This is a genomic window from Bradyrhizobium sp. WSM2254 (genome assembly GCF_000472645.1).
Lineage (GTDB): Bacteria > Pseudomonadota > Alphaproteobacteria > Rhizobiales > Xanthobacteraceae > Bradyrhizobium > Bradyrhizobium niftali.
Map to the genome: position 1 here is coordinate 1 of NZ_AXAB01000050.1, position 14492 is coordinate 14492.

At 63.6% G+C, this 14492-nt stretch carries 17 protein-coding genes; 4 read left to right on the forward strand and 13 right to left on the reverse strand.

Annotated elements, in window-relative coordinates; all coding sequences use genetic code 11:
- The coding region (locus A3M7_RS0130955) for an ATP-binding protein (protein WP_027546943.1) at positions 1-282 on the forward strand (282 nt) is incomplete at its 5' end.
- Positions 283-577: 295 nt separating this feature from the next.
- Here A3M7_RS0130955 and A3M7_RS50750 read toward each other — a convergent pair.
- From A3M7_RS50750 to A3M7_RS0131000, 11 genes are all read right to left on the reverse strand, one after another.
- Positions 578-772 (reverse strand): hypothetical protein, encoded by a 195-nt coding sequence (locus A3M7_RS50750; RefSeq protein ID WP_084302673.1) that lies wholly within the window; start codon positions 770-772, stop codon positions 578-580.
- A gap of 138 nt (positions 773-910) precedes the next feature.
- Positions 911-2482, reverse strand: a complete 1572-nt coding sequence (locus tag A3M7_RS49935; RefSeq protein ID WP_027547408.1) for an AAA family ATPase — start codon at positions 2480-2482, stop codon at positions 911-913.
- Complete coding sequence (locus A3M7_RS0130965; RefSeq protein ID WP_027547409.1) at positions 2479-2961, reverse strand: hypothetical protein; 483 nt, start codon at positions 2959-2961, stop codon at positions 2479-2481. The genes A3M7_RS49935 and A3M7_RS0130965 overlap by 4 nt, the downstream gene beginning before the upstream one ends.
- A 12-nt stretch (positions 2962-2973) precedes the next feature.
- Positions 2974-3921, reverse strand: a complete 948-nt coding sequence (locus A3M7_RS49010) for a hypothetical protein (protein ID WP_027547410.1) — start codon at positions 3919-3921, stop codon at positions 2974-2976.
- A gap of 229 nt (positions 3922-4150) precedes the next feature.
- Positions 4151-4306 (reverse strand): hypothetical protein, encoded by a 156-nt coding sequence (locus tag A3M7_RS49940; RefSeq protein WP_198033829.1) that lies wholly within the window; start codon positions 4304-4306, stop codon positions 4151-4153.
- Between the two features lie 373 nt (positions 4307-4679).
- The gene (locus A3M7_RS0130975) at positions 4680-5681 is read right to left on the reverse strand and encodes a hypothetical protein (RefSeq protein ID WP_027547411.1); all 1002 of its coding nucleotides are present in this window, start codon (positions 5679-5681) and stop codon (positions 4680-4682) included.
- A 10-nt stretch (positions 5682-5691) separates the two neighbouring features.
- Positions 5692-6819: a hypothetical protein gene (locus A3M7_RS0130980; RefSeq protein WP_027547412.1), complete on the reverse strand. Its 1128-nt coding sequence runs from the start codon at positions 6817-6819 to the stop codon at positions 5692-5694.
- Complete coding sequence (locus tag A3M7_RS0130985; protein ID WP_027547413.1) at positions 6819-7094, reverse strand: helix-turn-helix domain-containing protein; 276 nt, start codon at positions 7092-7094, stop codon at positions 6819-6821. Before A3M7_RS0130985 ends, A3M7_RS0130980 begins: the two co-directional genes overlap by 1 nt.
- Positions 7095-7422: 328 nt before the next feature.
- A complete protein-coding gene (locus A3M7_RS0130990; RefSeq protein ID WP_156937022.1) occupies positions 7423-8268 on the reverse strand; it encodes a hypothetical protein in 846 nt (281 codons plus the stop codon).
- Positions 8252-8830 (reverse strand): hypothetical protein, encoded by a 579-nt coding sequence (locus tag A3M7_RS0130995; protein ID WP_027547415.1) that lies wholly within the window; start codon positions 8828-8830, stop codon positions 8252-8254. The genes A3M7_RS0130990 and A3M7_RS0130995 overlap by 17 nt, the downstream gene beginning before the upstream one ends.
- 354 nt (positions 8831-9184) lie before the next feature.
- Positions 9185-9709: a hypothetical protein gene (locus A3M7_RS0131000; RefSeq protein ID WP_027547416.1), complete on the reverse strand. Its 525-nt coding sequence runs from the start codon at positions 9707-9709 to the stop codon at positions 9185-9187.
- A gap of 247 nt (positions 9710-9956) precedes the next feature.
- On the opposite strand from A3M7_RS0131000, the gene A3M7_RS0131010 reads away from it, so the two are divergent.
- Positions 9957-10430: an L-2-amino-thiazoline-4-carboxylic acid hydrolase gene (locus A3M7_RS0131010; protein ID WP_027547418.1), complete on the forward strand. Its 474-nt coding sequence runs from the start codon at positions 9957-9959 to the stop codon at positions 10428-10430.
- A 12-nt stretch (positions 10431-10442) separates the two neighbouring features.
- Here A3M7_RS0131010 and A3M7_RS0131015 read toward each other — a convergent pair whose 3' ends face one another.
- Positions 10443-10910, reverse strand: a complete 468-nt coding sequence (locus A3M7_RS0131015; RefSeq protein WP_027547419.1) for an NUDIX hydrolase — start codon at positions 10908-10910, stop codon at positions 10443-10445.
- 225 nt (positions 10911-11135) lie between these two features.
- Between A3M7_RS0131015 and A3M7_RS0131020 the strand changes: the two genes are divergently transcribed.
- Positions 11136-11558, forward strand: a complete 423-nt coding sequence (locus A3M7_RS0131020) for a RidA family protein (RefSeq protein ID WP_027547420.1) — start codon at positions 11136-11138, stop codon at positions 11556-11558.
- A 16-nt stretch (positions 11559-11574) separates the two neighbouring features.
- On the opposite strand, the gene A3M7_RS0131025 is transcribed toward A3M7_RS0131020, so the two are convergent.
- On the reverse strand, positions 11575-12666 hold the full coding sequence (locus tag A3M7_RS0131025; RefSeq protein WP_027547421.1) for an enolase C-terminal domain-like protein: 1092 nt from the start codon (positions 12664-12666) through the stop codon (positions 11575-11577).
- A gap of 193 nt (positions 12667-12859) precedes the next feature.
- On the opposite strand from A3M7_RS0131025, the gene A3M7_RS0131030 reads away from it, so the two are divergent.
- Positions 12860-14422: an adenylate/guanylate cyclase domain-containing protein gene (locus tag A3M7_RS0131030; protein ID WP_027547422.1), complete on the forward strand. Its 1563-nt coding sequence runs from the start codon at positions 12860-12862 to the stop codon at positions 14420-14422.
- Positions 14423-14492: the final 70 nt, after the last annotated feature.

Consider the following 14492-nt stretch of genomic DNA (forward strand, 5'->3'; position numbering starts at 1 on the left):
ATCGTGACCACCAATCTTGCCTTCGGCGAATGGCCAAGCGTGTTCGGCGACGCCAAGATGACCACCGCGCTGCTCGATCGGTTGACCCACCACTGCGACATTGTCGAAACCGGCAACGACAGCTGGCGGTTCAAAAGCCGCGACGACGATCACGCCACCCGCGCTCGTCTCGCCTCCGCTATCCCGACCAGCTCCGACGAGACGAGCGCTACCACCAAACCCCGCCGCGCTAAGGGGTCAAAATTGGACGCCGATGAGGGGTCAAATTTGCAGGCCGATTGACATGCGTCAGACGTGCGACCTATCGGATGACGCCGCTCTGTCCTCGAGGGCGAGCAGATTACTAAGCCAAAGTGCTAGTTCTGCAATCCTAGGACGAACGGAACCAGACCCCCGCCCAATGGATCGGAGGTATCGAGATCATCAAGAGTTGCCGTAGGCTTTCGATATCGAAGCGGTGACGATCATCACTCAGCGCGGAGCAATTGATGACGAAGACCACGGCGCTTCCTGTAACACGACCCCAGTTTCGCACACCGCGCCGCTTCAAGACGCGCCTCTCTGAGTTCGCCGGTGCTCATGAAGCCGCGCGTGATGTTGCTGGCGGTTGAGTTCGCGCCCGTTCTTCCCGAATTCCCAGGCGTAGATGCTGCCGCCATGGGGTCGGCAGGCGCAGGTTGATGCAGTTGTGCTCGGTCAGGGGCGCGGCGAGCGATTCTGTCAGCTTGATTTCGGTGCGGCAGCTCGGGCAGACGATCTGGGGATCGGTCACGGTATCGGTCCTCTGATGATTGCCCGCGATAGTACCGGGCGAGGGGGCGCCGTTTAAGCCCTGCGCGGGTTATCCCGCGCAATTGCGGCGGCCGCGGCAATGGCGGTTTCGGCTTTCTGTCGCTCTGTTCCGCCATGATCAGTTCCTCGTTGCGCGGATATCGCGCTCACGCAGGATTGCTTCGACGATTCGGCGAAGGCGGCGCACGGAGCCTCCTGACCAGTGTCGTGCGATGGCCTCGCGCTCGACCCCATCGAGTGGCATCACCCAGCTCTGGTCGAGGCCGCGCTCTTTGGCGAGGTCGGCGATCACCGCCGGCAGCAGAGCGTCCAAATGATTGGCCGTCGGCTTGGGAAACGTCACGATGCGAAAGCGGTCCCGGATAGGGCTCGGCAGCGGATCGAGACTGTTGGCGGTGGCGACGTAACTCACCTGCGACAGATCGAGATTGGTCTGCAATGCGGGGTCCGGATATCGGCAATTTGTTTCGGATTCGAGAAAACCAAGCATACAGTCCCAGAGACGGCCGTGGTCGGACCTCGTCGCCGCTTTCTCGAATTCATCCAGGAGGACCAGTACGTTTGCCGTTTTGCCTTGCGCTATGGCAAGAAAAGGATGGCATGGCTCGCTCGAGTACCAGCGCCGGTCGGTCCCCCCGAACACCGCGCCGTCGGAACGACTGGCGTCGGTCCGCCAAACGTGGAGGCCCAACACCTCACCGAGCCGACGAGCAAACCGGCTCTTACCGCCGCCGGGTTCGCCCACGATGAGGAGGGGGCGTAGCTGAATCGTTGCGCGCCCCACTAGATCGGCTAGTGCGAAGTCAACCACTTCGGCGGCGTACGGGAACTCGAACAGCAGAGCGGTGCGCGCGTCGTGCAGCACCGGAGTCTGCACGAGCGGCAGTGCGGTATTGATGACGTTCTTCAATGGGCCGATGATGTCCTTGAGCTTCTGGCTCTTCATCTCCTGGTCGGACAAGCGCGCGACCACGAGATGGTGGTCGGGAATGGTTGCCGCAATGGCGGTGGGCTGTTGCTGGACAGCTTCGGCTTGATCCTCGGATTCTTGTTTTCTTTTGCGGTCTTCTTGCTCCCGATACTCGCGCCGGAGTGCGGCCTTGGCTGCGATGATCCGGTGTTCCGCCATGCGGTATCCAAGCCTATCGGCGTTCGCAGCTGCTGAGACCATCTTCGGCAGAACGTGGGTGCAAGCCGGCAGCGCGGCCCAACCGTAGGTGAACCCTTCGAGGTCGCTGCAGAGCTCCTCGTCGGCGTGCCTGACACCTACGTGAAGCGCCTGGACGAGGGCTTTGCCAACCCTGCGGTGCAGCTCGAAGTATTCGTCAGTGGACGGTGTCGGCAAGCTCACAAGCCGGATGCTATCGGCAAGGCCCCTAAGCACCGGCTCATTCTGACCGGCAGCGAGGTGGTCAAGTTCATCCGCGAGTGCCAAGGCGGCCTCGAGCGATCTGCTAGTGGCCCATGCAAGGTTAAATGGCAATTGCGGACAGAGTTCGTCAACCTCCGCGATGAGCCGCTCCTCGATATGGTCGGCCTCATCGATGATGAGCTTTGCGTAGCGCAGAAGCCGGGGCAGACCCTTCAGGCACTCATCCGAATCGGCCGAATCGGCAGCGGCGCCGGTCGAGACGACATCCTCCGCCGCCGGCAGATCGAAGTCGTCGTCACCACCGTTATCAGTGCTCACGTGCCGCTCTCCTCTTGGCAGAAAAAATCGGAGAGCGCAGCTTCCGTCTGAGCAAACCGATGTGGATCACGCGCGGAACGAAAGTGGTGCGCGAGCCGTGAGGTGGCGAGTTCAGCGGCGAAGGGATGGTCGAACTCAATGCGACCTATGACGTGCGACAGCACAAGTGCGGCCGCAGCGTCGTTGTCCAGGGCGGAACGGAGCAGGGCAGTCATCGCGATGTCGACCGACAGTGACACCTCACGTATCGGCACGAGCGAGAGCGCCGCGGCGATCGCCGCCGCAGGATCACCTCTCAACGCAGCTGCGACTTGCTCGCCAACATGGATCACGGCGATTCCTTCCAGAGCGTTCCGCACGAGGAGGTGCTCGGCGTCGCGGAAATGATGCATCGGCAGCATCCGCCACCATGCCAAGGGCGAAACGTCCTCCGCGCGGAAGGGCCAGGCGTCGTCGTGCTTGTTGATTGAAACAGGCATCTGATCGCTCCCTTACTTCGCGATGATGATCGGCTGGGGGAAGCGGCGCGGTACCCAGACCCGAGCGGCGGCGTGAGCGCCGGTGACCACTTTCGCGGCAATCGCCGGGGACGGAAACCAAACGGCCGCCAGCAGGCGCTCGCGATTAGCAACGCCTGATATTGCGACCAGGGCTTTCTTCTCTCTCAGCTCATTGCGGCGCGTCTCGACGATGTCATGGGCGCTTCCGTTGACCGGAGTTCGTACTTCAGCGCCTGGCAGGACGACAAAGCCGCCGTCGACAGTGGGGTAGCCGCGAGCCCATAGACCCACGTAGTTGAGCTCAAGTTCGCTTCCAGCCGGCGGCGTGGCGACCACGTCAATTCGGATCGGGTCTTCATCATTCGGACCGACGGGGTCGTCATCGAGTTCAGGGGACAAAGCGACACGGCGCTGACTATCGAAATTGGAGTCAAGCGCCAGACAGCCGGCGTCGAACAACAGCTGACGAGCGTGTTCGAGGAGCCACTGCAACTCGCCGCGCTTCTCCTCATCTGCCGTGGGCATTTGCGGGGTGCGCTCATTGGCGATGTTCACATGACCGGCCGTTTGCGCGATGTCCCACAAGCGGTACTGCAGATAGACGGCGGGAACCTTATTCGGCCACGGTTCCGGATGGCCAGTCGCGATGTATGCGACGCGAGCGAACGCCTTGGTCGGGTCTAAGAGATGCTGGTTGATGCGAGTGCTTGCGTTGGAGGTCTCGCCAAAATATGCCGTGTCATGGTTCATCAACACGTAGGCGGCAGGACCCGAGGCCAATGCCGCGAGATGAGCTGCTTGAGCCAAGGGGATGGCGCAAACCGCAACACGGCTTACGGCGTCGCGAACCAGGCGCGGGCCGGTGATACCTTGGAGCGGGCGGTAAACTCTTGTCGTGCAGAACGACCGAGGCGAAGGCAGTTCGATGGTGATTGACATGATTGATACCCCTTGTTGCGAGGGGCCGCGGGCCGACGTCGTGAGCTGAGCGATCGATGCCGTTCCGGCTGAGTGAGCCAGGTAAGACCAAAGCCAAAAGCGCCGGTAACATCCAGTCGGCTCGATGAGCACAAACGTGCGGTCGGACCGAACGCAGGAGCACAGCGCAAGTTGGCTCGATCTCTATGGCGCCCTCGGCGCCTCACGAGGCCAAACCTGCGACCGTTTCCTAGTCCGTGACCGGGAAAATGGCCGTGGACGGCGGCAGCGAGCCGATTCCCAGGACGCGCTCGCGCGTCACTGAGTTTGAAGGGGGAAGCTCCCCGAGCAGCAAGTGGTGGTGGGGCAGATGCGCCGAATCGGCGATATACTGGCTGTCAGCCATGGTCGACTCTCCTATAGTCGGGTGTGGTCAGGCTGTCGTTCGGTGTTCCAGACCGGACGGCAGCCGCTTCGCGTGATCCGTGAAGCTGAAGCAAATATGCCCATAGGCCAGCCGCTTCGCCAGCGGCGGCGCACGAAGATGGTTAATGCAGGCGTTCGCCGAGGGCATCAGCGCAACGTTGACCGATTTCCGGTGTGTCGCGGCTCCGCAGATTGACCTAGCTGGGATCCATCGTTGAGCTCGGCTCGCTGCTCAATTCGAAATGGATCCAGGCGCTTACTGCATGTGAGGCAGGGTCAACATTGCGCGCCGTTTGGGTGGCAGAACCCGCGCCGACGAAAGCTATCTCGCCAGAGACTTCTTCAACGACCTGCTAGGGCTTCCACTCCTCGCACTTGACGCTCATCGGCGCGCGGTAGCGCTTGCGAACACGTGCGACTTCCTCCGGGGCGGGCGTAGGCGTCGGAAATCGGCCACCCGCCTCGCCGGCGCGTGCGTAGTGTCGGGTTGCCGTCTCGTCAGTGGCGTGCCCCAATAGCGCCGCAACAATTGCAAGTCCGAGCTCCTTGTCCTCCGGCGAGCGCGCGGAGACCACGTAGTTCATTTTCCACCGGGCGGTCGCGGCGTGCCGCGCTGATGATAGCGTAGGGCGGCGCTGTCGCCTCGGGAAAAGCTGCTTGGTCACTCGCCGCATCAGCGATTCCAGCGTTGATATGAGGGTGTCGTAGCATCCATTGGCGGCTGCCTCGCGCGCCGCAAAGATCCAGGCTTTCGTCTGGGCGACTAGATCCTCGGGTAGCCATTCCCATCTCAAAACGCGCGTTTCGCCGTGCGCGCGTCCGTTTGAGTGCTTGCCGTTTACGAGCGTCAATTGCCACGCGTAGTCGGGATCGCTGGACGGTCCGAATTTAGCCGTCGGCCATTCGACGAGCCGTGCACCGGTGAGCGAGCCGACCGTCAGGCAATCCACCAAAGCGCTCGCATTCGGGCTCGTTGTGGCTAACGCGCCATGGCAGATGCGGTCCAAATCGTCATCGAGGCGCTTCTGTTTCTGCGCCGAGGTGTGCGGCACCCCATCGTCGGGCCTCTCAACGGATTCGACATCCTTCAATATCGCGATCGCCGCGCGCGTTTGCGGGTCCAAGGCGGGCTGGTTCAGTGCGACCTCGTTCAGCATGAAGGTGACGGCGGCGCGGTTCTGCCGGAAGCTCGCCGCGGCAAGCTGCGGGCGGCGGGCAACCATGGTTTGAGCAAGCTCGGTCGGCGACAGAGGGCGCTTTGCTTTCTTGCTCGCCGCTGTGGCGATCTGCTTCGCACGCCTGCGGTATGAATCCTCGGTTTTTTCTTTCCGGGTCGTCGTCTTGTTGGTGGTCATCGCTAGTACCTCAAAGCCAGGGAGGGGAAAGGATGTTGTGGCGCTTCGTGTGCGAGGCGATTTCACGCACGAACGCCTCGACCGCTGCCTTCGCGTTGAGCAGGTAATCGGGGGCGAAGGGGCTGTAAACGAGCGTCGTCTCGATCGAATCCGGCGGGCGGAGGTGCCCGAGAAACAGCGAGATCTCGAGCGGCTCAACGCCATTCCTCAGCATGTAGCGACCGAGAGCATGGCGAATGGAGTACGTGTTTTCGCCTCCCGGTAGTTTTGCGCGGCGGCAAGCTGCCGCGAACCCCGTGTCGATTTCACCTACCGGTTCGCGGCGCCAGTTAATGATGAAGCCGGGTGGCAGGTCGCGCGTCCAGGGCTCAAGCGTGGCGGTGATGGGAAGCGTGGGACGCCATTTGTCCGTCTGAACGCGGCCGGGCGCGTTGAGATGGATGAGGCCATAGGTCCGGTCGATCTGCGCGGCGGTCACGTCGAGGATCGCACCGATCCGACTGGCAGTGTTGATGATGTAAACAGTTGCGACAAGGAGATGGAGGAAGTCGAGGGCGTCGATGAGCGCGGCGATCTCGCGTGGCGTCATCACGCGACCTTTTGGCGCGGCGCTGCGGGCGTGGTTCTTCGTCAGATAGTATGGCACGGCCGGAACGTGATGGCGCGGCAGCCGCCGCTCGTTGGCCGCCAGTTTGCAGGCGCTTCGCAAAACCGTGAGCGTACGGTGCGCAGTCGAACGCGAGATTCCTTCGGCCAAAGCCGCTTCGAGGAAGTTGTCGAAGTCCGACTTGACCATAGTCTGCAACGCTTTGCTGCCAACCAAGCGCGTCATGCGATCGATAGCGACCCCGCCGAATTCAGCAGATGCTTGCTTTTCGACGGTCGGGCGATAGAAATCGAGCACCTCGGCCACGGTGCGGAGGGGTTTCTGCACCAGAGCCTCTGCGGGGTCGCCGGTCACGCCGCGGTCAACGAGGCTGCGTACCTGAACGCAGGCATTTTCGATGCTCGTGGTCAGCAACGAGCGGTAGACCGTTTTTCCGATTTCCTCGACGTAGGCTCTTACGTAGAGATTCGGCGTGCCTTTGTGGCGGCACACGACGAACTCGCCGATTTCTTCGAGCTTTTCGTAAGCCATCAGCGAGCCTGCGCGTCGATCTCGGCCTCGGCGCGGACCGCTGAAGCGGTGTTGGGCTGCTGGCCGTCTTTAGGCGAGGAGGCGGCGCTGATATCGCCCCGTGCGAAGGCCCGCACCGCGATGGCGGGGAAATACAAGACGCGGAATCCGGCGATGGCGCGGAGCCGCCCCTCCTTGGCTGCCTTTCTGACAGCACCGGGGCTGATCTTGAGGGCCTCCGCCACGTCTAGCGTCGAGAGCAGCATGTAGTCGCTGCAGCAGTCGAGATCGATCATTGGTGCTCTACTCCATTTACCATATCACTGGCTCTATCGGTTGCTTTAGGAACCAACGCCATGCGATCCAACGTCTTTCGTGCCCCGGCAACGGTCAACGACCCGCGACCACAAGAGGCGGGAAAACCTGTTGAGAGCCGGAAGTCCGAGGAGGTGTTCGAGTTCGCCTCGGACCCTGATACGTCGGACGGTCGCGACTGATAGGAGGACCGTCACGTATCCGGGCGGAAGCCGGCGGTAACGACGGTAGTAATCGAGCACGAAGGTCGCTGCTTCGACTTTGATCAACTGCCGCCGCCGCACGAGATGGGCGACCCGCTCCTGGAGCCTACGCGGTGAAACCTGCCGGCGCATGCTTCACCTCGAGCATCTTCTGGAGCTCGGCGCCCGTGGCGTTCCACCAGACGGCCAGTTCGGAGGCACATGCAGTGGCCGCGAAGACGTGCACACCGAGACGGCTCGCCAGTTTATCGAACGGCAGCATCAGCGCCGAGGCGATGTCCAGGCCAGCATCCGAACAGAGCTGCAGGGCGCGCCCGGCAACGAGCGGGATGGACAGCTGGGGGATGGCGCCCGCCGCAATCTTCAGGCGGGCGAAGGCTTCGGCCTGTTCCGACTGCTCCGGCCAGTGGAACGGGCCATTGCGGCCCGACAATCCGAGCGCGCGGGGCAGATTCGGAGCGACCTTCTCGAGGCCCTTCAGATAGCGTTCGGCTTGACCCATGTGCTCGGCGGAGCAACTCGTCATGACGATCGACATGCCGCGGATCCCCATCGCCGCAAGTGTCGCGTCGAAGTTCGTTGCGGCAAGCACTTCCAGCCGGTGCGCAGCGGTCCCGCCAGGCCAGTCGACGATCACCGCGCCGCCGCTCCGTGGAATCCGCATGATCGCCTCGTAGAAGGGCGAGAGTACCCCGACCAAGCCTCCGGTCCGGGTCGCGGCGCTGGTGAACTCCTCGAGCGGGATGAAGATCTCGGTGTCAGCGCAGCCGCTGTCGTGTCCGCGGCGACGGGCGCTCTCGATCCGTACGCGGGTCACGGGCCGGCCCGCCTCCCGGTACAGATGGCTGGTCCGGTTGGCCAAGGTGCTCTTTCCGATCGCGGTCCCATCGGATCCGATCTCGACGAGATCGATCAGATTGGGTTTGGTCTCCTTCTTAGGTGTCTTCATCATTCAAACTCCTGATTTGAGCGAGTAGAGCCGCTGAGCGGCGGGTGTCCGCCGGCAGGTCGAAGCCGGCCGGCGGTCCGTTCGGCATGGGCCGAAGGGAGCTGTTGGCGCGCGCAGGCGTTGGCGCGTCCTGAAGCGGGGGGCGGTTGAGGAGGCCTTGGATCGGCGCTCCGTCAGGCGCTGCATTGGCCTGCGGTGCATTGCAGGCCTCTGCAGCGACCTGCATGTCCATGCAGCTTTCGGCCGGGCACTGCCGCATGGCGGGCGCACGGGCGGCGCGTTCGCGGGCGCGGCTGAGCGCGCTGGACACGGTGCCGGCTGGCAGCGGCGTGCCGTCCGAGCGGGCGATGCCGGCCTCCGCCAGCAACTGCCCGATCATGACCGCGGTGGCGCCGGCTGCGGCGAGATACTCGAACAGGCTAAAGTGAGCATCGAAAATGCTCTGGAAGCAGGCCGCTCCGAACACCCCGCGCCCCTCGCTGCCGATCTGCAGCAAGCGCTGGCGTGGTTCGGGGGGCAGCCGGTCAAGCAGGCGTCCGGTCGGAGGGGAGAGCACCCGGCTCATGCGAGCACCTCCAGCAATGCCGGGCGGCTTCCACGAACTTTCCACGTTGCGCTCAAAACGCCGGAGAATGGCGACGAACGAGGCCGCATGACGTGGAACGAAAAGGATTTGAGATCAATAAGATACGCTGGCGGGACCTTCCTTGACATGGTAGGGGTCACAGGTTCGATCCCTGTCGTGCCCACCACGCTTCGCCTCCGGCTTCGCGTGGCACAGCCTGGAAGATTGCGGCGAAGCGTGTCCGGCGTAGCTCGAAGAGCGTAGACGGACTGGAGCGTCTTGCTCCGCTTCTCTGGAACACCGCGAGACCCGGATCACGCCACGCTCCATTCGGGCTTCGATTCTGGATCGCAGCTATTTCAGTTCCGTGTTCGCGACCGGCAGGACGGACGCGACGGACCAGCCGTTCGCATCCCGCACGTAGGTCTGGCTGATCAGAAACGTATTCTGTTGCGGCGGCTTGCCGGGAAGGCCGCGCGTGAAGACGATGGGAACGAGGACCTGCATGACCTCGTTCGAGATCACGGCGACGTGGAATTTCGACATGTCGGGCTCGAGGTGCCAGGTGCCCTCGTAGTAGCCCTTGAAGCGGTCCGCGACCGCATCACGGCCTCTGGTTTCGATGCCTCTCGCAAACAGCAGCGTGCCGGGCGAATTCCACAGCATGGCCTTCACATCGTCCGCGTTGTGCGCATTCTGCGCGGCAATGAACTTCTCGAAGATGGTTCGTGCTTCGGCATCATTTGCCGCGGCCAGCGCAGGCCCGACCGACCAGACTATCATGGCGAGCAACAGCGCCGCGGCAGTCGCCGCAAGATGGCGGCGCCGTGCAAATGGTCGTGGCCTGACGTGGACTGGAGACATCTCGGACGGGGGCATGTTCACCTCTCTTTTGGATGACGATAATCATACCACCAGCCGCCTCGCCGGCTTTTCAGGATCGCGCGATCAGCGATCACCTCGGCATCACAGATGCGTTGGTTCAGGTCATGCCGGTTGCCGCGGGACGTAACGGGCAAACTCTCGTCGCCACCGTCAAGTTGAGTTATCGTGTCGCGGTTGAAGTAGCCTGGATGGAGCGAAGCGCAATCCGGGCTTCGATTTCATCCCAGTCGCGAGCCTGACCATGAGCACATCCGTCATCGAACAGGCAAAGATCCAGGCGCAGGTGCTGGTGCCGCTGGTTAGGGCGCTCCAGGCCGAGCTCGGCGAGGCGCGCGCCAACGCGCTGGTGCGCAAGGCGCTGGGCGATCTCTATCGCGGCTTCGGCGAGGAATTCTGGAAGGCAAAGAACGAGAGCGATCTCGGCAAGGCCGTCTCGTCGGCGTTCAGGGCCTATGCCCGCGACGATGCGCTCGCCTATGACGTGATCGAGCAGAGCCACGACGCCTTCGCGTTCGACGTCAAGCGATGCGCCTATGCCGAGTTCTACAAGGCGCTGGGCGAGCCGGAACTCGGCTTTCTCCTGATCTGCACCGCGGACTTCGCGACCGCCGAAGGATTCGGCCCCGACGTCAGGCTCACGCGCACGCAGACGATCATGCAAGGCGCCGATCATTGCGACTTCCGCTACCGGCGCGATGACGGCGGGGCGCGATGAGAGGGGCGCCTCTCACGCAGCTCCGTCGCTTGCCCCCCGCAGCAAGCCCTTCAGTCCGCCCGGATAGAGGCTAGGTCCGCCCTCCACGTCGAGATCGGCGAGGTCGAACCAGCGCGCGACGATCTGCTCGCCGTTGTCCTCGCGGAAATCGATGCGGTCCTGGCCGCCGAACGCGCCGTCCGGAAATGCCACCTCGGCGATGAACATCACCTCGTGCCCAATGGCGTCCTCGTGCACGAAAATGTTCTCCATCATCAACGGCTCGCCTTTGATGGTGATGTCGAGGCCGAGCTCTTCCCTGAATTCCCGTATCAGCGCAGTCCGCCAGCTCTCGCCGAATTCGATCTCGCCGCCGAGCGGACGGACACCCCTGAGCCGGCCTGCATTGTCGCGAACCTCGGCCGCTAGCAGGCGCCCGGCCCGCCAGTGCAGGCCGATCGCGACAACCCTGATGCCGGGATGGGGGCGCCATGTGGTCATGGGGGCATCGTTATCGTGCTCGCCGCGGCTGCGCAATGCGCGCCGGCGAATGTCGTCGGGCCTGGATCGCTTTCAGCATGCAAAAGCTTCGCAGCCTTGATCCGTGACGTCCTGCCTGCCATTGTCCGGTCATCCACCACGGCGACGGGCGTGGTGAGATCCAGATTGTGGCGTTCGGCGACAGGTGTCGCTTCGCCGGACGTGAAGAGAAGGCAAGTTGGCGAGATGAGCAGTGTGAACAAGCCCGGCGGCAACTACCTGCCGGTGATCATCCATGCTGGAATTGCGTATGTCAGTGGTCAGCTCCCGCGTCGCGGCGAAGACCTGCTATATGCGGGCAAGGTCGGTGCAGGTGTCGACATCGCGGCCGCGCAAGAGGCTGCGGCCCTTTGCGCTGATCTCTGCATTGCCGCCATCAACCACGCCACAGGCGGCGAGGACAGGGTCGTCCAGGTCCTGCAACTCGTGGGATACGTCGCCTCGGCGCCTGGATTTACCCAGCAGTCGCAAGTCATGAACGGTGCCTCCGACCGGCTGATCGAACGCCTCGGCGATCGCGGTCGTCACACGCGTACGTCCGTCGGCGTCGCCGAGTTGCCGCGAGGGGCGCCGGTCGAGCTGAGCATGATCGCCGCTGTTCGGGCCTAGGACGGCGCTCAGCCCCTTATCCGACGAGATACTTGGCGACCGCCGCCTCGTCCCACGCAATTCCGTTGCCGGGCTCCTCGCCCGGCAGCGCAAAGCCGTCCTTGATCGTCAAACGCGCCGAAAGCACCGCGTCGGCCCAGTCGACATATTCCAGCCAGTGCGCGGTCGGCGTCACGCACAGCAGGTGTGCGCTGACCTCCGAGAACAGATGGGTGGACATCTCGATGCCGGCGGCATGCGCGAGCGATGCGGCGCGGAGCCAGCCGGTGACACCGCCGATGCGCTGCACGTCGGGCATCACGTAATCGCAGGCTTCCGCCGACAGCGCCGATTGCATCGCGAAGGCGCTGTCAAAATTCTCGCCGATCTGGACCGGCGTGCCCAGCGCGTCCGCGATGCGGGCGCAGCCGGCGTAATCGTCGTGACGGATCGGCTCCTCGATCCAGGTCAGCCCCTCGTCGTCGAGCATCTCGCCGCGGCGGATCGCCTCGGTCACCGTGAGCGCCTGGTTGTAGTCGCACATCAGCGTGATCCGGTCGCCGACGGCGTTTCGCACCGCGCGCACCACGGCGAGATCCTCCCGCGCATCGGGCCGGCCGACGCGGATCTTGGCGGCGTGAAAACCCTCGGCCAGCAGCTTGTGCGCCTCTTCCACCGCGGCGCCCGCCGGCATGATGCCGAGCCCCTTCGAATTGTAGGCCTTGACCGGTTTCGGCGCGCCGCCGAGCAGCCTCGCCAGCGGCAGGCCGCGTGTGCGGGCCAGCGCGTCCCAGGCCGCCATGTCGATGCCGGACTGCGCCAGCCGCTGCAGGCCGGCGAGGCCCAGCAGCGTAAAGCGCTGGGTCAGCTTGCGCTCGATCTCGAACGGCAGCAGCTCGTCGCCGGCGAGCAGCTCCGACATTTCCGTGACCATCGCCGTCAGCGGCTTCAAGGCCGACGGTGTGATCGAGAACAGATAGGCGTGCCCGCGGGCGCCCTGGTCGGTCTCGCAGTCGATCAGCACCAGCGGCGCCTTCGCGACCGCCCCGGTCGAGGTCTGGAGCGGCAGGTTCATCGGCACGATCACAGGCCGCGCAATGAAGCGCTTGATGCGGACGGTCTCGGTCATGGGCACTGGTTCCGGATTTATCAACGCAGGTTGATCCCGATCTTAAACCTTCGTGATGAAACGGAAAGACGCTTGGTGCGACCACCATAAAATGGGGTTGCGCGGGGGCGCGTTTGTTGGCTCTGTGCCGCCGCAGGCTTTGCCGCAAATCGCGAGAGGTTTGCGACAAAAATGCACGCAACGGAGCCACAGAGTGAAACAAGAGATCGCCGAAGAACAGCGCAAGAGCGGCATCCTGACCGGTGCCGCGATCGCCTTCCTGCTGCTCGCGCTGCCGCTCGCGGTGTGGCTGGACCTGACCGAGCTCTCCAAGACGGCGCTGCGCCGGCAGGCCGCCGATCTCAATTCGGTGATCACGAGCGTGCGCAGCTATTACGCGACCAACGTGGTCGGGCGCATCATCGCCAATCCGAACGGCACGACCAGGGTGGTCCACAACTACGAATCCGTCCCCGGCGCGATCCCGATCCCGGCGACGCTGTCGCTGGAGCTCGGACGGGTGATCGGCGCGCAGCAGGAGAACATCACCTACCGCTTTGTCTCGGACTTCCCGTTCCAGAACCGTGCGCCGCACCAGCTCGACAAGTTCGAGAAGGACGCGCTCGACGCGCTGCGCAGGGATCCCGAGCAGAAGATCGTCGAGACCGAGACCTCGCTGTTCAACGACAAGGTCCGCCTCGTCGCCCCCGTCACGATGGGCCCAGCCTGCGTGAGCTGCCACAACAGTCATCCCGAAAGCCCGAAGAAGGACTGGAAGGTCGGCGATATCAGGGGCATCCAGGAGGTGATCATCGCCCAGCCGATCGCCGCCAACATCTTCTCGTTCAAGTTCCTGCTGGCCTATTTCCTGATCGCCGCGGGCAGCGGCCTGTCGTTCCTCTCGCTCCAGCGCCGCCAGGCGAGCCGCATCAAGGGCATGAACAAGGAGCTCGAATCCGCCAACGACTTCCTCGCCTCGCTCTCGATGAAGATCTCGCGCTACATCCCGCCGCAGGTCTACAAGAGCATCTTCTCCGGTCAGAAGGACGTCACCATCCACACCGAGCGCAAGAAGCTCACGATCTTCTTCTCCGACATCCAGAACTTCACCGCGACCGCGGAGCGCCTTCAGCCCGAATTGCTGACCCAGCTCCTCAACGAATACTTCACCGAGATGTCGGCGATCGCCCATGAATATGGCGGCACCATCGACAAGTTCATCGGCGACGCCATGCTGATCTTCTTCGGCGACCCCGAGACCAGGGGCGATCGCGCCGATGCCGAGGCCTGCCTCCAGATGGCCTGGCGGATGCAGCAGCGGCTCGCCGAGCTCAATGCGAAGTGGCGCGCCTCCGGCATCGAGCAGCCGTTCCGCTCGCGCATGGGCATCAATTCCGGCTATTGCAATGTCGGCAATTTCGGCAGCAGCGACCGCATGGACTACACCATCATCGGTGCCGAAGCGAACCTCGCCGCGCGCCTGCAATCGATCGCCGAGCCCGGCGGCATCGTGCTGAGCTACGAGACCTTTGCGCTGGTCAGCGACATCGTCCGCGCTCACGCGCTGCCGGCGATCACGATGAAGGGTATCAGCCGCGAGGTCATTCCCTATTCGGTCGACGCGCTGAACGATGCCGCAGCGGAGAAGAGCGGCATCATCACCGAGCGCGCGCCAGGCCTCGAGCTCTATCTCGATCCCGCGGTGGTGAAGTCAGGCGACGCCGCGCGCGTGCGCTCGCTGCTGGAAAGCGCACTGGCCTCGCTGAAGCCGGCGTGAGGCGTCCGTCGTTTCCGATCGAGAGAGTTTGCCGCGTGGCACCCCTCTCCCTAACCCTCCCCCGCAAGGG